The sequence below is a fragment of the Caulobacter sp. genome, from assembly GCF_035254145.1.
GTDB lineage: Bacteria > Pseudomonadota > Alphaproteobacteria > Caulobacterales > Caulobacteraceae > Caulobacter.
Genome location: NZ_DATFAV010000138.1, coordinates 1 through 19736 on the forward strand (window position 1 = coordinate 1; position 19736 = coordinate 19736).

The following is a 19736-nucleotide window of genomic DNA, read 5'->3' on the forward strand; positions in this document are numbered from 1 at the left end:
CCGCAAGCGGAGGAGGTGTCGGCGGAGCCGACGGAGGGAGCCAGCGCGGCCGACCTCCAGCTCGCCCCCTCCGGCCCTCCGGGCCACCTCCCCCGCTCGCGGGGGAGGATCTCCGAACCCGACATCGACCTCGTCCTCGGCTCCGGCGGCGCGCAGCCCGTCGTCGAAGTCCTGGTCTCCGGGGGCCGCGTGCCGTGGGCGGGCCACACGGCCGAGCACGCCATGGCCGAGGTCTACGAGATCATCAAGCAGGCCAAGACCGCGCTGATCTTCGTCAATACCCGCTTCCAGGCCGAGTTCGCGTTCCAGCGCCTTTGGGAGCTGAACGACGAAGGCCTGCCGATCGCCCTGCACCACGGCAGCCTGTCGGCCGAACAGCGCCGCAAGGTCGAGGCCGCCATGGCGCGCGGGGCGCTGCGGGCCGTGGTCTGCACCTCGACGCTGGACATGGGCATCGACTGGGGCGACGTCGATCTGGTCATCCAGCTGGCCGCGCCGAAGGGGGCCTCGCGGATGGTCCAGCGGATCGGCCGCGCCAACCATCGCCTGGACGAGCCCAGCCGCGCCCTGTTCGTGCCCGCCAGCCGCTTCGAGATGCTGGAGTGCCGCGCCGCCGCCGACGCGATCCTGGAGAACCACCTGGACGGTGATCCGCCCCGGGTCGGCGCGCTGGATGTCCTGGCCCAGCACGTCATGGGCTGCGCCTGCTCGGAGCCCTTCAAGCTGACCGAGCTTTATGACGAGGTCCGCTCGGCCGGCCCCTATGCGGAGCTTTCCTGGGAGGACTTCGAGACCGTCGTCGACTTCGTCTCGACAGGCGGCTACGCCCTGCGCACCTACGACAAGTTCCGCCGCATCGTGCGGACGCCCGAAGGCCTGTGGACCGCCCGCAACGCCCAGGCCAGGCTGCAGCACCGGATGAACGTCGGGGCCATCGTCTCGCCGGGCATGATCAACATCCGCATCGGCGGCGGCAAGCGCCCCATGGGAGGCCGTAAGATCGGCGAGGCCGAAGAAGGCTATTTCGAGCAGCTGACGCCCGGCGACACCTTCATCTTCGCCGGCCAGGTCTGGCGCTACAATAGTCTGGTGGGGGCTGACGCCTTCGTCACGCCCGCGCCGAACGACGATCCGAAGATGCCCAGCTGGGGCGGCTCGAAGTTCCCGCTATCGACCTATCTGGCTAGCCGCGTTCGCCAGATGATGCACGACGAGCGCGAATGGACCGCCCTGCCCCCGGACGTCCAGGAATGGCTGGCCTGGCAGAAGATCCGCTCGGCGATCCCTGATGAAGGCGAGATGCTGCTGGAGACCTTTCCGAACGGAAAGCGCTTCCACATGGTCTGCTATCCGTTCGAGGGCCGCCTGGCCCATACCACCCTGGCCATGCTGCTGACCCGGCGGCTGGACCGCCTGGGCGTCGGGCCGCTGGGCTTCGTCTGCAATGACTACACTCTGAACCTGTGGTCGCTGCGGCCGATGGACGAGCTGGATCTCGACGAGCTGTTCGCCCAGGACATGCTGGGTGATGACCTGGAGGCCTGGCTCGACGAGAGCTTCATGATGAAGCGCGCCTTCAAGCATTGCGCCCTGATCGCCGGCCTGATCGAGCGTCGCCACCCCGGCGCCGAGAAGTCCGGGCGGCAGGTCACCTTCTCGACCGACCTGATCTACGACGTGCTGCGCAAGCACCAACCCGACCACCTGATGCTGCGCTGCGCCCGCCACGATGCGGCCACCGGCATGCTCGACATCGCGCGTCTCGGGGACATGCTGACCCGCGTGAAGGGCCATATCCGCCACATGCCGCTGGACCGCGTCTCGCCATTCGCCGTGCCGATCATGCTGGAGATCGGCCGCGAGCGCGCGCCGGGCGACGCCGCCGGCGAGATGATCCTGGCCGAGGCCGAAGAAGACCTGATCGCCGAGGCCATGCCGTGACCCGCTTTTCCCCTTCCAGCTGCGGTGGCCTGCGGATCGCCCTGGCCAATGTCGAGGTCATGCTGCGCTGGTCCGGCGCCCTATGGCTGGAGCGCGAGCGGACCCTGGTGGTCGCCGACCTGCACTTCGAGAAGGGCAGCAGCTACGCCGCGCGGTTTGGCCAGATGCTGCCGCCCTATGACACCCGCGAGACCCTGGATCGCTTGGACCGCGAGATCGCCCTGCTCTCGCCGGACCGACTGGTCTTCCTGGGCGACAGCTTCCACGACGGCGACGGCGAGGCTCGCCTGGCCCAGGACGACGCTCGCCGACTGGAAGGTCTGGCGCGAGGACGCGAGCTGGTCTGGGCGGTGGGCAACCACGACGCCGACGGCCCCAAGGTCCTGCCGGGCGAGATCATCGACGAGGCGGCGCTGATGGGCCTGACGCTTCGCCACGAGCCCCAGCCCGGCGCGCAGCTGGGCGAGGTCGCCGGCCACCTTCATCCGGCGGCCAGGGTCTCAAGTGGACGGGCCACGGTGCGCCGCCGCTGCTTCGTCACCGACGGCCAGCGCCTAGTGCTGCCGGCGTTCGGCGCGTTCACCGGCGGGCTGAACATCCTGGACGCGGCGTTCTCGAACCTGTTCGCAGGTCCGATGCTGGCGGGCGCGCTCGGGCCCAAGCGGGTCCATGCGGTGGGGATGAAGTCGCTGCGGCCGGACTAAGGGCGGCTCGATATTTGGATCGCGTTGCCGTCCGGGTCGCGACCGTCGCACATGTCGAAGGTCGCCGTCGACTTCACCGGCCCCAGGTCCTTGAAGCCGCGCAGGACCAGGTTGGTCCTGGCCATGCCGACATCGGCCGCTTGGAAGACGATCTTGGGCGCTCGGTCGCCGACCTTGGACTTGCCCGCGTGGATGGCGATGTTGCAGGCCCCGGCCGACAGCTCCACCCATCCCGGCTCGTTGCCGAGGACCGCAAGGCCGATGACCTCGCGATAGAAGGCCGCCAGACGCGGGACGTCGGCGGAAAAGAGAACGATACGCTTAAGGACGAGGTTCATGTCGGGCTCCGGTCGGTGACTGGGACCTCAAAGACCGGTCGGCATTTATTCTATCAAGCCGCTTTCCCGGCTCACATGTGCAGCGCCTGCTCCAGCGAGAAGGCCAGCGACACGGCCGCGCCGGCGGTCATCAGGGTCCGCATGCGGGGACGCCAGGTCGGGCCGTCGTGGTCGGTGACGTCCCACACCCATTGCAGCAGGAAGACCAGCAGGAAGCCCGACAGCTGCCAGGCCGGCTCGAACTTGAGTTCGCCCAGCAGCAGGCCGAAACCAGACAGCGGGAACAGCAGCGAGATCCCGAGGACCGACCAGCGCGGGCTGGGATTCTCGATCTCCAGCCCGGTCCGCACGCCGCCGAAATACGAGACCATCGCCGCCGAATAGGCCAAGAGCGCGATGAGGGCGGAATTCTGAAGCTTGGCGGGGCCGTAGCAGAACAGAACCGATGAGGCGAAGAAGGGAATGAGGGTCGACAGCCCAAAGACCCATACCGCCGGAGGAACCGGCGTCCGCACACCCACGGACTCGTTCATGATTTAACTCCTTCGGAAGGCGACCGAAGCCGCCCACCCTGCCCCGAGCGCGACTATTACCGACACGAGCCCATAGGTCCACGGACGATCTTTGGCGAAAACATAGAGCGCCCGCTCGGCCCCCGCCTTCTCGACGATCAATTCCCGGTCCCGGATCGAGACGGGCTTTCCATCCTGGAAGAGCACGATCCGCGCCGTATAGCGGCCGATCGGCGCCTCGGCCGGCAGGTCCAGTTCGGCGCGGAACAGACCGTTGTCGACGAAGCGGACACCGTGCGGGTCGGCCGCGTACAGCCCGGCCTTCTCCTTCAGGCGCAGCACCGCTCGCCGCCAATCCAGGTAGTCCGCGCCCAGGCGGCTGACCACGACGTCGCGGACGCCGTAGCGGGTCTCGACCCGTTGCTCCAGCGGCGCGGCGATGGCCAGGTGCTCCAGCCCCGCGCCGAGGTAGCGAAGGGGCGCGAAGCCGGCGATGTCGGTCAGAGGGCGGGTCGAGGCCACGCGATAGAAGCCGGGCGCGCCCAGGAACACCACCGGCCGGCTGTTCAGCCACAGTCCGGCGACCTGGGTCTTGCGCGCGATGCGGATGGGCTGGTCGGGCCCACGCACGATGACGACGATGTCGCTGGGGCGGTCCTTCGGGTCGAACACCGCGCCGTAGAGCACGATCCGCGCGCCGCGGAAGCCCGAGCTGACGCGGACCTCGGTGTCGGTCAGGGCGGCCGATACGGCCGGCGCGGGGGATGCTTCGACCACGGGGATCATCGCGCCACGCCCGTCATCAGGACAAAGGCCTCTTCGGGACGCAAAAAGAGGTCCGCGCCCATGCGCAGGCCCACGGCCAACACCAGAAGCGCCAGCAGGGCCCGCAGCTCCTCGGCGCGGAACCGGCCCGAGGCGCGGGCGCCCAGCTGCGCGCCGATCACGCCGCCGACCAGCAGCAGGGTGGCCAGAACGATGTCCACCGTCTGGTTGCGTCCCGCCTGCAGCACGCTGGTCAACGAGGTGGTGATGACGATCTGGAACAGGCTGGTGCCGACGACGACCGGCGCCGGCATGCGCAACAGATAGATCATCGCCGGCACCAGGATGAAGCCGCCGCCCACGCCCATCACCGCCGACAGAATCCCGACGAAGACGCCCAGCAGCACCGGCGGAATGACGCTGATATAGAGCCGCGAGCGCGGGAAGCGCACCTTCAGCGGCAGGGCGTACAGCAGCAGCGGCCGCCGGTCGCGACGCGGCTTGGGCGGCTGGCCTCTCCGGCGCCGAAGGATGGCGCCGACCGACTCGGCCAGCATCAGCGCCCCGATGATCCCCAGGAACACGAGGTAGGACACCGAGACCGCCAGATCCGCCTGACCGATCAGGCGCAGCCAGCGGAAAACCTCGACCCCGATGATCGACCCGAGGGCGCCGCCGCTGGCCAGGACCGCGCCCATCCGAAAGTCGACCGCGCGCTTTTTGCTGTAGGCGATGACGCTGGAGACCGACGAGGCGGCGACATGGTTGGCCTCGCTGGCCACGGCCACGACCGGCGGAATGCCCATGAACACCAGCACCGGCGTCATCAGGAAGCCGCCGCCGATGCCGAACAGTCCCGAAATGAAGCCCACGAGTCCGCCCAGCACCACCAGCAGCAGCGCATTCACCGACACCTCGGCGATGGGAAGATAAAAGTGCAAAGCTCACGCGGTCCTTGCGGCGTCGGGATGTCCCTGATTGCCGGGCGGGCGGGGCCGCGTCAACGCACGCCGAACCGGTGAAGCAGGACGCCGGCCGGCTTTAGCGCGAATAGACCGACAGGTGGCTCAGGGTTTCCCCGTCGATGACGCCCGAGGCGGGCAGGCCCTGGTCGCGCTGATAAGCGGCGATCGCCATGCGCAGGGCCGGCGATGCGACACCGTCTCGCGGTCCCTGGTAGTAGCCGAGCTGCGACAGCACCGTCTGGGCCAGGCCGAGATTGGCGTCGGCCTGAGCGGCGTGCGTGGAGAGAGCGGCCGTCTGCACCGGCGCCTGGGGACGGAAAGCCAGGGCGGAACGGTCAGCCGTTTGTTGGGCTTCGGCGGTCAACTGCGGACGCAAAGCGCTGGCTCGGCCCCGGGCGGTGGCGTCGCCCGCGCGTCCGGCGATCACGTACCACTTGTAGGCCTCGGCCGGGTTCTGGCTGACGCCAAGGCCGGTCTCGTATAGCTGGGCCAGGTTGAACTGGCTGTCCACCAGACCCGTATCGGCGGCCTTGCGGAACCAGGTGGCCGCCGTCGTGGAATTGCGCGCGCCGCCCTCGCCCTTGAAGTAGTAGAGCGCCAGGTTGTGCATGGCCCGCGGATCGCCGCCATTTGCCGCGCGCTCGCTCCAGCGACGGGCCTCGACCATGTCGCGCTTGAGGCCGGCCTTGCCGCCTTCGAACAGCTTCGACAGATAGAACTGCGCGGCCGGGTAGCCGCCGCTGGCGGCCTGCTTGAGGATTCCGAGCCCGGACCGATCGCCGGCTTCGATCTTGCGCACGCCGTCCTCGAACTGCGTCCTGGCCGCATCGGCCTGGGTCGGGTTCGGCGTGGCGGCGGTGGCCTGGACCGGCGCGGCCTGGCCCGTCAACGCGATCGAGGCGCGCGGCGCGCCCGGCGCTGCGCCGGTTCCCGACTGGCCGGCCGAAGCCTGGCGCTGGGCGACCCGTGGCGCGCCGGAGCCCTGGGTGTCGAGCAGCAGCAGGCCGCCGACGCCGGCGCCCACCACCGCGGCGCTGCCGACGGCGATCGCGACGGTGGCGACGGTCGTGCCGATCCGGCGCTTGGTCTTCCGGGCCGAGAAGACCCCGAACCCGCCGAACAGCGAAGAGCCGCCGGCCTTGTCGCCCTTGGCCTTTCGATCGGTCTTGGTCTTGCCCACGCCCTTGGCGTCCGCGGCGGCGGCGGCGCGCGCCGCGGCGCGGGCCTGCTCGATGATGTCCTTGGTCGACAGCGGGCGTTCGGGTTCGGCGGGCGCGAGGCTCAGAGCTTCGGGCTCGGCCTCATGGCGCGGAGCTTCCGCCTCGAACGGATCGGCGGCCGGGAAGTCATCGCTGAAATCGGGTTCTTCCAGCTCGGCGAGCGGAAACTCGCTGGCGTCGAAGCCGTGGGAGGTCGCCTCCGGAGCGGTGCCGAAGACATCCTCGTCATCGGACTCGAACGACGCGGGCGAACTGAAATCGGCGTCGGTCTCGAAGGGCGAGGCCGGGGGTGGCGTGAACTCACGAATGGGTTCGGCGGCGAGCGCGGGGGCCGGGGCGACCGGCTCGGGCTTGCGCTGGACGTCGTGCAGACGGGTGTCGATCTTCTCCCGCGCCGCCTCCAGCATCCGGAGCGTGCGCTCCTCGCTCTGGCGAATGCGGTCGATCAACTCCTGGCTGGAGCGTTCATGACGCTGGTTCAGCCGCTCGGTGACGCGAGCGACCTGTTCGCCGACGTCGTCGATGGCCAGGGCGTTGCGGCGCTCGGCGCTGCCGATCCGCTCGGTCAGCTTCTCGGTGATGCGGGCGATTTCAGCGCCCAGCTTCTCCAGAGCCTGGCCCTGGACGCTGTCGGCGCGGTTGAGCCTGGTTTCGACGCTGGCCGCGATGCGCGCGACCTCGCCGCCAACCTGTTCGATCGCGGCGGCGCTACGGGCTTCGGCGCTGTGAACGCGACGGTTGAAGGCGTCGGCGACGCTGACGACCTCGCGGCCCATGCGCTCGATGGCCTGGACGGACCGTTGCTCGGCCGCCTGGACGTGGGCGGCCATCTCGCCGAGCTTGCGCTCCATGCGGTCGAAGCGGCCGTCGGCGCTGTCGCGCAGCCGCTCGGCCATCTCCAGGCGCGCGGCTTCCATCTTCTCGGCGAGGCTGGCGGCCAAGCTGTCCAGGCGCTCCTGCACGCCGGCGGCCGGATTGGCGCCTTCGACGGCGCCGAGACGCTGGTCGAGCGTGGCGAACGAAGCGTTCAGTTCGCGCAGAGCCTCGCTGGTGCGGGTCTCGGCCGCTTCCAGGCGTTCGCCCAGGCGAGCCACCACGGCCTCGACCAGGACGGTCGGATCCTGCGGCGCGTCAGACTGCTCGTTCAGCCGAGCCTCAAGGGCGGCGATGGTCTCGCGGGTGCGGGCCTCGCCCTCATAGAGATGGCCGGCGACCTTGCCCAAGGCGCCTTCCAGCGCGCGCAGAGCCTCGGCCGAGCGAGGGCCGGCGGTCTCGGCCTCGAAGCGACGCATCCGCTCGGCGGTGCGGGTCTGTTCGGTCTTCAGCTCGTCCACGGCGCCCTCGAAACGAGCGGCGACGGCGATCCGTTCACGTTCGGCCTGGCCCAGGCGCGAGATGGCGTCGCGGACGGAATGATCGATGCCGGAGATGGCGGCGGCGCTGCGGCCCTCGGCCGCCTCGATCCGCTTGGTCAGCCGATCCAGGGCCACGGCCACGCGGGCGACTTCGTCGGCGGTGTGCTTGGCCGCCTCGATGCGCGGCGGGACATCGTCCTTGACGACCTCGAGATAGGCGCGGCTGGGCGCCTCTTCGGCGGCGGCGCGATGATCCGGAGCCTGACCATCGCCCTCGATGATCATCCGATTGAGCCATTCGCCCAAGGTCATGCCGGAGCGACGCGCGAGGTCCTTGGCGACCTCCCGTGCCTTGGGGTCAATCCCCTTAACGCTCCATGGCGAAGCCGCCGTCATGCGAATCGATCTCCCCGCAGCTGGGGAAAACGCTAGTCAGCGATTCCTAGAGTGTAAACGCGACGAAAACGCTAGATGTAGCGTCTCCGGGATTCACTGTGGAGGAATCGGGACACAGCTCAAACGTTCTGTAGCGCGGTTCAAAAGCAAGAGGGTTAACGCGACTTAACCATTTGCCAGGCGGATTGTCGCAGGCCTAGAAGCGGCCATGGACCTGCCCCTGACCATCGCGGCCACGGTCGCGTTTCTCGTTTGCGCCGCGATCTGCGGCTGGTTCGGAGCGCGTCCGATCAATGTTCTAAAGGGCCCGCGCATGGTTCCGTGGCGTCCCTTGATGATGGTTTGCGTGGTCGGCCTGATGCTGATGATCGTGCATCTGGTGAACCTGCTGGGCGTCCAGACCGGCAACCAGCCGCGCTACTAGGTCGCGGACGAACTGGGGGCCTTCCGAGGCCGCTTGGTCAGCCCCGAGACCCCTCCCGAGGACAGCAGACCGATGTCGGCGAGCAGGAATGGGATGGTCCACTTGTGGGGCGCGGCAATGTAGCGCGGCTGCCAGACGGGGTCGTACTTGTCCTTGTACCGCCGCACGCCCTGGAAATTGTAGATCTCCTCGCCGCGCTCATAGAGCAGCCGGCCGACCCGGGACATGATCGGCGCCAAGGGGCGGTCCTCCAGCCCGGCCAGGGGCGCGACGCCGAACTCGAACGCCTGGTAGCCCTCGTCCTTGCCCCACTGCAGGAGCTCGACGAACAGGTAGTCCATGACGTTCTTGGGCGCCTCGTCCGAGTAGCGCATCAGGTCCATCGAGAACGAGGCCTTCGACGCCGTGGTCCACAGGGTGGCGAAGGCGACGATCTTGCCCTCGCTGCGGACGACCGCCACCGGGAACTCGGCCACGTAGCGCGGATCAAAGCCGCCCATCGAAAAGCTCTTCTCGCCGCCGGCGTGGTGGCTGAGCCAGGCGTCGGAGATCGCCTTTAGTTCGTCCATGATCGCCGCGGCGGCGCCGACCGGCAGGACCTCGAACGCCGCGCCGCCCTCCCCGGCCTTGCGCCAGTTGCGGCGCAGGACCTCGCGGCGGCGGCCGACCAGGCTGAACGCCTCCAGCGGGACGGCGGCGCTCTCGCCGGTCTTCTGGATCGCCAGGCCAAGGTCCACCGTGTCGGGTAGATCATCGGGCCCCAGGCCGTAGTAGCCGGCGCGGGCGGCGTGGGCGTCGGCCAGTTCGCGGAAGCGCCAGAAGAGCTCCATGCGTTCGTCGCGCTTGCCGACCGGAGCGCCCAGGGCGATCCACGAGCGCCCGCGAACGCCGAACATCAGGAAGGTCTCGCCCGAGGCCGAGAACAGGAAGCGCTTGTCACCCAGCAGGGCGAGATTGGCGCTGGGCTCGGCGTCCTCGGCCTTGGCCAGGACGGCGCGGACGCGGTCGAATTCCGGATCGGTGTCGTCGACCACCGGCGGCGTGGCGGCCGTGGAGATCAGCCGCCAGATCCCGACCGCCAGCAGCACGATGGCCGCGGCGACCGACGAGCGGATCGCGCGGGCGGCCTCGTCGTGATCCTGCAGCACGCGGATCCAGGACTTGTCGGCGAACTCGGTGTGGTGGAACGACCACCAGCCCAGCAGCCCCGCCCCGCCGATGGCCGCGCCGGCCGACAAGAGCCAGCCGGGCGTGATCTCCATCTTGGTCAGGGCCGCCTTGCGCGGAAAAGCCTCGTGGAACGGCAGGATGGCCAGGAAGCAGACCAGCAGCATGGCCGTCTCCTCCCAGTTCAAGCCCTTGAAGATGGCCAGGATGGCGGCGGCGGCCAGGACGATCAGCGCCGCCCACCAGGCCGCGCCCAGCCGCGAGCGCAGGCCGAACGCCAGCAGCAGCAGCACAAGCCCAAGGATCGACGAGAAGAAGTGGCTGATCTCGATCAGCAGGTCGGGCGCGAAGGCCAGCAGCAGCAGGAAACGGGTGGGCTCCGACGGTGTGGCGCCCGAGGCCAGAAGCATCACCCCAGCCGACGCGGCCAGGATCGCCGCCAGGGTGGGCGCGATCGCCAGGGCCGCGGGCCTGAAAACTGTCGAGGACATCCAGATCCCGGAATGACGAATCCCCCGAGGGGATCCAGCAACGAGCCCTCCTATAGCGCGCAAAGCAGGGCGCGGTCGCCGCCGATGACGCGAACGATCGTTTGAATCGACTTGCCGCCGCCGTCGGCAGGCGTAGTGTGGGCCTCAATAACCGTCCGCTTAGGGAGATGAGACGATGGCCGACTTCGGGGGAACCGAACTCGACGCTTTCCGCGCCGAGACCCGCGCCTGGCTGGAGGCCAACTATCCGAAATCTCTGAACGCCCCGATGGGCGAGGACGAGGCGCCGTGGGGCGGCCGCAAGATGGTCTGGAAGAATCCGGACGCCAAGCTGTGGCTGGACCGCATGGCCGAGCGCGGCTGGACCGCGCCGATGTGGCCCAGGGAATATGGCGGCGGCGGTCTCTCCAAGGCTCAGAACAAGGTGTTGGAACAGGAGCTGCGCCGGCTGAAGGCCCGCCCGGCCCTGATGAGCTTCGGGATCTGGATGCTCGGCCCGGTCCTGCTGGAATACGCCACCGAGGAGCAGAAGCAGCGCTTCCTGCCCCAGATCGTGCGCGGCGAGATCCGCTGGTGCCAGGGCTATTCGGAGCCGGGCGCGGGCTCGGACCTGGCCTCCCTGCAGACCAAGTGCGAGGACAAGGGCGATCACTACCTGATCAACGGCCAGAAGGTCTGGACCAGCTACGCCGACCAGGCCGATTGGATCTTCTGCCTGGTGCGCACCGACACCTCGAAAAAGCACGAGGGCATCTCGTTCGTGCTGTTCGACATGACCACGCCCGGCGTCGAGGCTCGCCCGATCAAGCTGATCAGCGGCTCCTCGCCGTTCTGTGAGACCTTCTTCGACAATGTGAAGGTCCCCAAGGAACAGCTGGTCGGCAAGCTGAACGGCGGCTGGGACATCGCCAAGCGCCTGCTGCAGTACGAGCGCCAGAACATCAGCGCCTCCGGCTTCGGCGGCGGTGGCGGCCTCAGCCCCGTCGAGGCGGCCAAGGCCGAGATCGGCGTCGACGGCCAGGGCCGGATCGCCGACGGCGACTTCCGCGCGCGCCTGTCGGCTCACTCCATGGACGCCCACGCCTTCATGCTGACCGTGCGCCGCGCGGAAGCCGAGTCCAAGCAGGGCTCGGGCCCCAGCGCCGCCGTCTCGATCATCAAATACGCCGCGGCCAAGATGAACCAAGATCGCACCGAGCTCCTCGTCGAGGCGCTGGGCCTGCAAGGCCTGGGATGGGCGGGCGAAGGCTTCAGCGCCGAGGAGCTGGCCGCGCCGCGCGCCATGCTGCGCGCCAAGGGCAATTCGATCGAAGGCGGCACCAGCGAGGTGAACCTCAACGTCGTCGCCAAGCGCGTCCTGGGCCTGCTGGACCACCAGTAGGGCCATGATCGAGTTCTGGTACGAGTTCGCTTCGACCTATTCCTATCCGGCGGCCATGCGCATCGAGCGGCTGGCCGCCGAGAAGGGCGTGGCCGTGGCGTGGCGACCGTTCATCCTGGGGCCGCTGTTCCATGAGCAGCAGGGCCTGAACGACAGTCCCTTCAATGTCGTCCCGGTGAAGGGACAGTACATGTGGCGCGACCTGGAGCGCGTCTGCGACGAGGCCGGCCTGCCGCTGCGCCATCCCAGCCAGTTTCCGCGCAACAGCCTGCTGGCCGCTCGCGTGGCGATCGTCGGGCTGGAGGACGGCTGGACGCCCGCCTTCAGCCGCGCGGTCTACCAGGCCAATTTCGTCGAGGACCAGGACATCGGCGATCCCGAGGTCCTGGCGCCCTTGATCGCGGCCGTCGGCGCGGGGCCCGAGCACGTCCTGGCCGCCGCCCAGTCGGATCCGGTCAAGGCCCGGCTCAAGGAGCACGTGGCCATGGCCAAGGCGCGCGGCCTCTTTGGCGCGCCAAGCTTTCTCACCGCGGACGGCGAGCTCTTCTGGGGCAACGACCGTCTGGAACAGGCCCTCGACTGGGCCGCCCGTCATCAATCCAGGGAGCACGCCTGATGGCCGTCCTGACCGAAGAACAGACGATGCTGCGCGACGCCGCCAAGGGCTGGGCCAGCGAAAGCGCCCCCGTCGCCGCCCTGCGCAAGCTGCGCGATGGTAAGAGCGGCCAGAGCTTCGATCCCGCCGCCTGGAAGGACATGGGCGAGATGGGATGGGCCGGGGTGGTCGTGCCCGAGGCCTATGACGGCTCGGCCTTCGGCTATCTGGGCCTGGGCCTGATCCTGGAGGAGACGGGCCGGACGCTGACGGCCTCTCCCCTGCTCTCCACGGCCATGATCGCGGCCTCGGCCCTGCAACTGGGCGGCTCGGACGCGCAGAAGCAGACCTGGCTGCCCCGTATCGCCGCCGGCGAGATCGTCGCCACCCTGGCGATCGACGAAGGCTCGCACCACGCGCCGGCGCGCACGGCCCTGACGGCGACCAAGAGCGGCGCGGGCCATGTGCTCAACGGGACCAAGACCTTCGTCCTCGACGGCGACGCCGCCGACCTGCTGATCGTCGCGGCCCGCACCGGCGGCGCGCCGGGCGGGACCGACGGCCTGACCCTGTTCCTGGTTCCCGGCGACGCGCCGGGCGTCAGCCGCACTCACCTGTCCCTGCTCGATTCCCGTGGCGCGACGCGGATCGCCTTCGACGGCGTCGAGGTCGGCGCCGACGCCGTGCTCGGCGAAGTCGACAAGGGCTGGGCCGTGCTCGAACCCGTTCTCGACCGCGCCTATATCGGTCTGGCGGCCGAGATGCTGGGCAGCGCCAGCGCGGCCTTCGACGTCACCCTCGACTATCTGAAGACCCGCAGCCAGTTCGGCCAGGTCATCGGGACTTTCCAGGCCCTGCAGCACCGAGCCGCCAAGTGGTTCACCGACCTGGAGACCACCCGCTCGTGCGTCGAGGCGGCGCTGGAAGCCCTGGACGCCGGTAACGACACCCGGGCTCTGGCCTCCCTCGCCAAGGCCAAGGCCAGCGAACTGGTCCATCTGGCCAGCAACGAGATGGTCCAGATGCATGGCGGGATCGGCATGACCGACGCCCACGACGCCGGGCTCTACATGAAACGGGCCCGCGTCACCGAAGCGCTGTTCGGCGGCGCCAGTTTCCATCGCGATCGCTACGCGAGCCTGATGGGCTTTTGATCTCTTCCGGCCGCCGGCCGTGGCCAAGGCCACGGCCGCGCCATCCCTATCGAACGCCTCAAAGCCGCCGCCTTGGCGGCTTTTTCCTATTCTATTCAGATGATTGCAGGTCTCGCATCATCTTGACTGAGTAAAAGTGTCGGGAACCCGACAACTCTCAAGACTGTCAAATTATGGCTCGGAATGGGGAGTCCCGAGGCCCCTTCTATTTTTGCGGCGCTCCTGACTGCATTGTGTCGGCTAAGCGACGGCGCCCTGGTTCCACTCCACCTATAGCTTGCAACCCTTGCCGTGAGACGGCGTTCGATTCCGTATGCCAGGGCCGTTGCATCCCTTGAAGAACCGACTGCTTTCCGCGCTGCCGTCCGAAGACAAGGCCCTTATCGCCCCGTACCTGTCGACGGTGGATCTGGAGAAGGGGCGTCTGCTCTACGACCCAGGCGACCGGATCGATCAGGTCTATTTCCCCAATGACTGCGTCATCTCCCTGATGACGCTGATGGAAAGCGGCGCGGCCATCGAGTCCGCCACCATCGGGCGGGAGGGCGCGCTTGGCCTGATGGCGGCCGTCGCCCCGCGCCAGTCGCTGTCGCGCGCCATCATCCAGGCGCCCGGCTCGGCCCTGCGCATCGCCGCGGGGCCCCTGCACGACATCTGGTCGCGCAGCGCGGCCCTGCGCGACCTGGTCGACCGGCACAATGAAGCCCTGTTCGGCCACGCCATCCAGTCCGTGGCCTGCAACGCCCTGCATGCCGTGGAGGCCCGGTTCTGTCGCTGGCTGCTCTCGTGCCACGACCGGATCGACACCAACACCGTCAACCTGACCCAGGAATTCCTGGCGGACATGCTGGGCGTCCAGCGCACGACCGTCACCGCCGTCGCCGGTTCGCTGCAGAACAAGGGCCTGATCCGCTACCGTCGGGGCGTGGTCGACATCCTGGACCGTCCCGGCATCGAAGCCATGACCTGCGAGTGCTACGGCGCGGTGCGACGAGGTTACGAGCGCCTGCTGCCGGCTTCGTTCGAACAGACGTAAAGTCTAGCGCCGCCGCGTCGGGGCCGGCGCATGGGCCAGGCGCAGCAGGTTGGCCGCGCCGGGCGCGCCGAACGGGGTGCCCGCCACCACCAGAAGCCGTTCGCCGGGCGCCACCAGCCCCAGTTCCAGGGCGAGGTTCGTGGCGTCCGTGGTGACGACCTCCAGGCTGTCGGGCTGGGCGCTGACGCGGGGCTCGACGCCCCAGACCAGAGTGAGGCGTCGCAACGCATTGATCTCAGGCGACAGGGCCAGCACCGGCTGCAACGGCCGCTCTCGCGCCAGGCGCTTGGCGGTCGCCCCCGTGGTGGTGAACGCCACCAGGCACTTGGTCGAACCGGCCTTGGCCGCGCCGGCGGCCGCCACGACCAGCACGTCGGCGTCGGCGTCGTCATGGTTCTGCTCGGCCTGCATCAGCTCGGGCCAGCGGGGATCGCGCTCCACGCGCTCAATGATGCGGTTCATCATCGAGACCGCCTCTTCCGGATAGTCCCCGGCCGCCGACTCCGCCGACAGCATCACCGCGTCGGCGCCTTCATAGACGGCGTTGGCGACGTCCGAGGCCTCCGCGCGGGTGGGCGTGGGCGAGCTGGTCATGGATTCCAGCATCTGGGTGGCGACGATCACGGGAATGCCGCGCTCCCGCGCCGCGCGCAGGATGACCTTCTGGGCGACCGGCACCTCTTCGGGCGCCATTTCGACGCCGAGATCGCCACGGGCCACCATCACCCCGTCGCAGAGATCCAGAATCGGACCCAGCACCTTCAGGGCCTGGGGTTTTTCGATCTTGGCCAGCACCGCCGCGCGCCCCTCGACGATACGGCGCAGCTCGGCCATGTCCTCGGGCGCCTGGACAAAGGACAGGGCGATCCAGTCGACGCCCAGCCGCAGGGCGAAGGCCAGGTCCTCGCGGTCCTTGGCGGTCAGCGGAGACATCGGGATGACGACGTCCGGCACCGCCACGCCCTTGCGCTCGGAAAGCTTGCCGCCGTTGTCGACGGTGGTGTTGGCGTAGCCCGGACCAGCCTCGGTCACGGTCATGCGCAGCTTGCCATCGTCCAACAGCAGCGTCGCGCCCGGCCGCATGGCGGTCAGGATCTCTGGATGCGGAAGGTGAACGCGCGTCTCGTCGCCGGGCGTTGGATCGCTGTCGAAGCGGAACGCCTGGCCCTGCTTCAGCATCACCGGACCATCGGCGAACTTGCCGACCCGGAGCTTGGGTCCCTGCAAGTCAGCCAGGATGCCGAGCGGACGACCGACGACCTTCTCGGCCTCCCGAATGGCCTTGTAGACGGCCGCGTGGGTCTCGTGGGCCCCGTGGCTGAAGTTCAGGCGGAAGACATCCGCCCCGGCCTTGGCCAGGGTGACGATCATCTCGGGAGAGCTGGACGCCGGGCCGATGGTGGCCACGATGCGCGAGCGACGGGCGCGGATCATGCCGTCGCTCCTTCGTTGATCGTCTTCAGTTCGAAGGACAGAACGCGTCGCCCTCGTTGGAAGCAAGCCGTATCTCGGTGAAGGCCAGGGACATGCGACCGGTCGTCGACAGCGCGAACGGGGTCGAAACATGCGCCATGTCCGCTCCCTTGGCCTGAAAGCAGGAAAGTTTGATCTTGGCCGTACGCCATTCGCCGATTTTCGCACCTGACAACGTTGACGTAAGGTCTACCGCCGCCCCGCAGGATTCGCCACAGGCTATCCCAAGGGAAACCGGCTTCTCCGGGGTCGCATCGACCCGGTAACGGATCATCACCGCCATATCGCCCGTGGTCTGGCGCGATAGATCGACCGGACGCCCCCGGACGCTCAACACGCCCGCGCCCTCGCCGCTCCAGACCGCTTGGCGGCCATTTTCCTGGGCGCCGGCGTCGATCGGCTTGGCCGACACGGCGCCCGTCGAGTCGAGGGCCCACGGCGCCGGAGCGCGACCGGCGATGAAATAGCGATCGACATTGACGACCGTCGAAGCGACGCCGGCCTCCTCCGACAGATGCGCCACCTTGCCGGGCTTGGCGTAGCTGAGGCCGTAGCCATAGGCGAATAGCGGATCATAGCCCTTATCGCCGACGTTGAGCGGCTGCTGGTCCGCGCGCTTTGGCCAGGAATAGGAGAGCCGGCCCTTGAAGTCGAAGCGGGGCTTGCCGGCGCGATCGCCCACCAGCACGTCGGCGACCCCGCCGCCTTCCGAACCTGGCAGCCACGCCGCCACGAAGGCGTCCGAGGCGTTGATCTCCGGGTTCACCCACAGGGGCCGGCCGCTCAGGAACACCGACACCACCGGGATACCGGCGGCCTTCAGCTTCTTCAGCAGGGCCAGGTCGGCCTTGTCCCCGGGCTGGTATTCCACATTGGCGATATCGCCCTGGAATTCGGCGTAGGGGTTCTCGCCGAAGACGACGATGGCGACGTCGGGCTTCTGCTTGTAGTCGCCACTGACCGACAGCTCGGCGCTGCCGCCGCCGGCCTTGACCGCCTCGGCGATCCCGCTCCAGATCGACTGGCCGTTCGGGAAGTCGCTGTTCTTGTTGCCCGTGCCCTGCCAGGTCAGGGTCCAGCCGCCGGCCGCCTTGCCGATGTCGTCGGCGCCCTCGCCGGCGACCAGGATCCGCGCCGAGCTTTTCAGCGGCAGCACGCCCTCGTTCTTCAGCAGCACCAGCGACTTGCGGACCGCCTCGCGCGCCACCGCGCGGTGCTCGGGCGAGCCCAGCAACTCGAGCTTGCCTTCCAGCGGGCGCTTGTTGTCGAACAGGCCCGCCTTGACCTTGACGCGCAGGATGCGGCGCACGGCGTCGTCGATCCGCGCCATCGGGATCTGACCGGCCTTCACCTGGGCCAGGGTGTTGTCATAGAGGCCCTTCCAGCTGTCGGGCGCCATGATCATGTCCATGCCGGCGTTGTAGGCCTGGGCGCAGCTGACGGTGGTGCAGCCCTCGACCTGGCCGTGGGCGTTCCAGTCGCCGACGACGAAACCCTGGAAGCCCATCCGCCCCTTCAGCACGTCGGTCAGCAGGCTCTTGTTGCCGGTGTGCTTGACGCCGTTCCAGCTGGAGAACGAGACCATCACCGACAGGATGCCGGCGTCGATCGCGGGCGGATAGCCGGCGTTGTGCAGGCGGATCAGCTCGGTCTCGGGCAGCTTGGCGTCGCCCTGGTCCTTGCCGCCATCGGTGCCGCCATCGCCCAGGAAGTGCTTGGCCGAGCCGGCGATGTGGCCCGTCGCCAGCGGCTTGCCGGCCTGAAGCGCGCCCTGCAGCCCTAGCGTCATGGGGCCGGCGTAGGCCTTCACCACTTCCGGGTCCTCGGCATAGCCCTCGTAGGTGCGGCCCCATCGCTCGTCGCGCGGCACGGCGACCGTCGGGCCGAATGTCCAGTCGGCCCCCGTGGCCGCCATTTCCTGGGCGGTCGCCTCGCCGATGCGCCGGATGAGATCAGGATCGCGCGCCGCGCCCAGGCCGATGTTGTGGGGGAAGATCGTCGCGCCAACGACGTTGTTGTGTCCGTGAACGGCGTCGACGCCGAAGATGATCGGGATTTCCTGGTGGCCGCCGCGCTTGTCCAGCGCCGCGGCGCGGAAGGCGTTGATCCATTCGATCCAGCGCCGCGCCGGCGCCCGGTCGTCGCCGTCCGGGGCGCTGTTGCCGCCGACCAGCACCGAGCCCAGCCGGTAATGCTTGAGCTCCTCCGGCGTGATCGAGGCGCCGTCGGCCTGAATGGTCTGGGCGACCTTCTCCTCGACGCTCATCTGGCCCATCAGCCGGGTGATGAAGGCCTCGGTCGCGGCGTCGGTGATCGCCGCCGGGCTGGCGGCCTTGGGCCACAACTGAGGATGGGCGACCGCCGCGCCTTCCGCCGCCCGGCCCACGGCCGCTCCACCCAAGCCGCAGACGATGGACAGGGCCACGAGAGAAACGCGAATGGAGCGGCGCGGAAGCATAGGCGATCCTCGAAAGGCGTCTGGAAGCGATGCGATTGACGGGAAAAGCGCTCGGCGCGGCGCTTGCGGGTGACCGCGCCGAGCGAAAAGAAGCGGCGGTTTAAGTCCGCTTGGAGGGGAGTGATCGTGCGCGCAGGAGAGCGCGACGGGCGCTGGAACGGCCAGGCAGGGTCATGACGTTTCCTCCTGACGCCGCCTTTCCGTGGGCGACCGTCTTGATCATCGCGATCTCACGTTGAACGGACAGCGCTGTCAAGGACATTATGGTCGCAACTCCGACGCCTTATCCGCCGGCATCGGTCAGCTCGGCGCCCTGCCGGTCGATTCCCGCACCACCAGTTCGAAGTCCAACAGCCGGGATGGCGGCGGCGCCCCCGCTTCGCGCTCGACGCCTTGCATCAGCATGTCGGCCGCGGCGCCAGCCATCGCCTGGATCGGCTGACGCACGGTCGTCAGCTGCGGCCAGGTGATCCGCGCCCCTGGGGTGTCGTCGAAGCCGGCGATCGACAGTTGGGCCGGCACGTCCAGACGCATGCGATTGGCCACGGCCATGACGCCCAAGGCCATGTCGTCGTTCGAGGCGAAGATGGCGGTCGGACGATCGCTCCCGCCTAGAAGTTTCTCGGCCGCCTCGAAGCCCGAGCGGAACGAGAACCAGCCCTGCTCCACCCGATCGTCGCGGATAGCCAGCCCCGCCTCGCGCATGGCGTCGATGAAGCCCTGGTGGCGACGATGCGAGGCGCCGTGATCGGGGTGTCCGATGATGAAGCCGATGTCCTTGTGCCCCAGGTCGATCAGATGCCTGGTCATCTCATAGCCGGCCAGGCGGTCGTCCATGCTGACCCAGGGGGCGCGGTCCATGTCCCCGCCCGGCGCGATCCGGACGTAGGGCACCCCTTCCCGCTCCAGCGCCGCCAGCACCACCGGATGGTCGCTGAGCGGCGGCGTCAGGATCACCCCGTCCATGCGCAGGGTCGCCAGCATCGGCGCGACCTGGTCCTCGACATCGGCGGTCGAGTCGATCGGCTCGACGATCAGGTGGTAGCCCTCCTGCCGACAGCGGGCGATGGCCCCCAACTGCACGTCGGTGACATAGCCGGGGCTGGGGTTGTCGAAAAAGACGCCGATCAGATAGGCCTTGGAGCCCGCCAGGCTGCGCGCGGAGATGTTGGGCCGGTAGTTCAACGCCGCCACGGCCGCCTGCACCCGGTCGCGGGTGTCGGCCTTGACGTTGGGCTCCCGGTTGAGGACCCGCGAAACGGTCTTGATCGAAACGCCGCTCTCGCGGGCCACATCATGGATCGTGATCTTGGCGCTCAATTCCGTCCCCCGCCGCCCCGATTCGTTCGGTGTGGCGAATA

At 68.7% G+C, this 19736-nt stretch carries 16 protein-coding genes; 7 read left to right on the plus strand and 9 right to left on the minus strand.

Annotated elements, in window-relative coordinates; all coding sequences use genetic code 11:
- Together VJ655_RS08205 and pdeM are read left to right on the plus strand one after the other, a co-directional pair.
- A partial coding sequence (locus VJ655_RS08205; RefSeq protein WP_324110576.1) for a helicase-related protein occupies window positions 1–1941 on the plus strand: 1941 nt, incomplete at its 5' end.
- Window positions 1938–2645: a ligase-associated DNA damage response endonuclease PdeM gene (pdeM, locus tag VJ655_RS08210; protein WP_324110577.1), complete on the plus strand. Its 708-nt coding sequence runs from the start codon at window positions 1938–1940 to the stop codon at window positions 2643–2645. The genes VJ655_RS08205 and pdeM, both read left to right, overlap by 4 nt.
- Here the strand turns inward: pdeM and VJ655_RS08215 are convergent.
- The 5 genes from VJ655_RS08215 to VJ655_RS08235 form a co-directional block, all read right to left on the minus strand.
- A complete protein-coding gene (locus VJ655_RS08215; RefSeq protein WP_324110578.1) occupies window positions 2642–2983 on the minus strand; it encodes a VOC family protein in 342 nt (113 codons plus the stop codon). The two genes, pdeM and VJ655_RS08215, sit on opposite strands and share 4 nt — an antisense overlap.
- A gap of 71 nt (window positions 2984–3054) precedes the next feature.
- Window positions 3055–3516 carry a DUF3429 domain-containing protein gene (locus VJ655_RS08220; protein WP_324110579.1) on the minus strand — a complete coding sequence of 154 codons (462 nt, stop codon included), beginning with the start codon at window positions 3514–3516 and terminating at the stop codon, window positions 3055–3057.
- Between the two features lie 3 nt (window positions 3517–3519).
- On the minus strand, window positions 3520–4281 hold the full coding sequence (locus VJ655_RS08225; protein WP_324110580.1) for a TIGR02186 family protein: 762 nt from the start codon (window positions 4279–4281) through the stop codon (window positions 3520–3522).
- Window positions 4278–5201 (minus strand): sulfite exporter TauE/SafE family protein, encoded by a 924-nt coding sequence (locus VJ655_RS08230; RefSeq protein ID WP_324110581.1) that lies wholly within the window; start codon window positions 5199–5201, stop codon window positions 4278–4280. The genes VJ655_RS08225 and VJ655_RS08230 overlap by 4 nt, the downstream gene beginning before the upstream one ends.
- A 100-nt stretch (window positions 5202–5301) precedes the next feature.
- Complete coding sequence (locus VJ655_RS08235; RefSeq protein ID WP_324110582.1) at window positions 5302–8196, minus strand: peptidoglycan-binding protein; 2895 nt, start codon at window positions 8194–8196, stop codon at window positions 5302–5304.
- Window positions 8197–8404: 208 nt separating this feature from the next.
- Here VJ655_RS08235 and VJ655_RS08240 point away from each other — a divergent pair, with 208 nt between their 5' ends.
- Window positions 8405–8620: a hypothetical protein gene (locus VJ655_RS08240; protein ID WP_324110583.1), complete on the plus strand. Its 216-nt coding sequence runs from the start codon at window positions 8405–8407 to the stop codon at window positions 8618–8620.
- Here the strand turns inward: VJ655_RS08240 and VJ655_RS08245 are convergent.
- On the minus strand, window positions 8617–10278 hold the full coding sequence (locus VJ655_RS08245) for a bifunctional lysylphosphatidylglycerol flippase/synthetase MprF (protein WP_324110584.1): 1662 nt from the start codon (window positions 10276–10278) through the stop codon (window positions 8617–8619). The two genes, VJ655_RS08240 and VJ655_RS08245, sit on opposite strands and share 4 nt — an antisense overlap.
- 175 nt (window positions 10279–10453) lie before the next feature.
- Between VJ655_RS08245 and VJ655_RS08250 the strand changes: the two genes are divergently transcribed.
- The 4 genes from VJ655_RS08250 to VJ655_RS08265 all read left to right on the plus strand — a co-directional run bounded on the left by VJ655_RS08250 (window position 10454) and on the right by VJ655_RS08265 (window position 14444).
- Window positions 10454–11659 (plus strand): acyl-CoA dehydrogenase family protein, encoded by a 1206-nt coding sequence (locus tag VJ655_RS08250; protein ID WP_324110585.1) that lies wholly within the window; start codon window positions 10454–10456, stop codon window positions 11657–11659.
- Window positions 11660–11663: 4 nt separating this feature from the next.
- Window positions 11664–12275, plus strand: coding sequence for a 2-hydroxychromene-2-carboxylate isomerase (locus tag VJ655_RS08255; RefSeq protein WP_324110586.1), 612 nt, complete (start codon window positions 11664–11666; stop codon window positions 12273–12275).
- Window positions 12275–13408, plus strand: a complete 1134-nt coding sequence (locus VJ655_RS08260; protein WP_324110587.1) for an acyl-CoA dehydrogenase family protein — start codon at window positions 12275–12277, stop codon at window positions 13406–13408. The genes VJ655_RS08255 and VJ655_RS08260 overlap by 1 nt, the downstream gene beginning before the upstream one ends.
- Before the next feature lie 334 nt (window positions 13409–13742).
- Complete coding sequence (locus VJ655_RS08265) at window positions 13743–14444, plus strand: Crp/Fnr family transcriptional regulator (protein ID WP_324110588.1); 702 nt, start codon at window positions 13743–13745, stop codon at window positions 14442–14444.
- A gap of 3 nt (window positions 14445–14447) precedes the next feature.
- Here the strand turns inward: VJ655_RS08265 and pyk are convergent, their stop codons facing one another.
- From pyk to VJ655_RS08280, 3 genes are all read right to left on the minus strand, one after another.
- Window positions 14448–15878, minus strand: coding sequence for a pyruvate kinase (gene pyk / locus VJ655_RS08270; RefSeq protein WP_324110589.1), 1431 nt, complete (start codon window positions 15876–15878; stop codon window positions 14448–14450).
- 25 nt (window positions 15879–15903) lie between these two features.
- Complete coding sequence (locus VJ655_RS08275; protein ID WP_324110590.1) at window positions 15904–18375, minus strand: exo 1,3/1,4-beta-D-glucan glucohydrolase; 2472 nt, start codon at window positions 18373–18375, stop codon at window positions 15904–15906.
- 300 nt (window positions 18376–18675) lie between these two features.
- On the minus strand, window positions 18676–19695 hold the full coding sequence (locus VJ655_RS08280) for a LacI family DNA-binding transcriptional regulator (protein ID WP_324110591.1): 1020 nt from the start codon (window positions 19693–19695) through the stop codon (window positions 18676–18678).
- Between the last annotated feature and the right edge of the window lie 41 nt (window positions 19696–19736).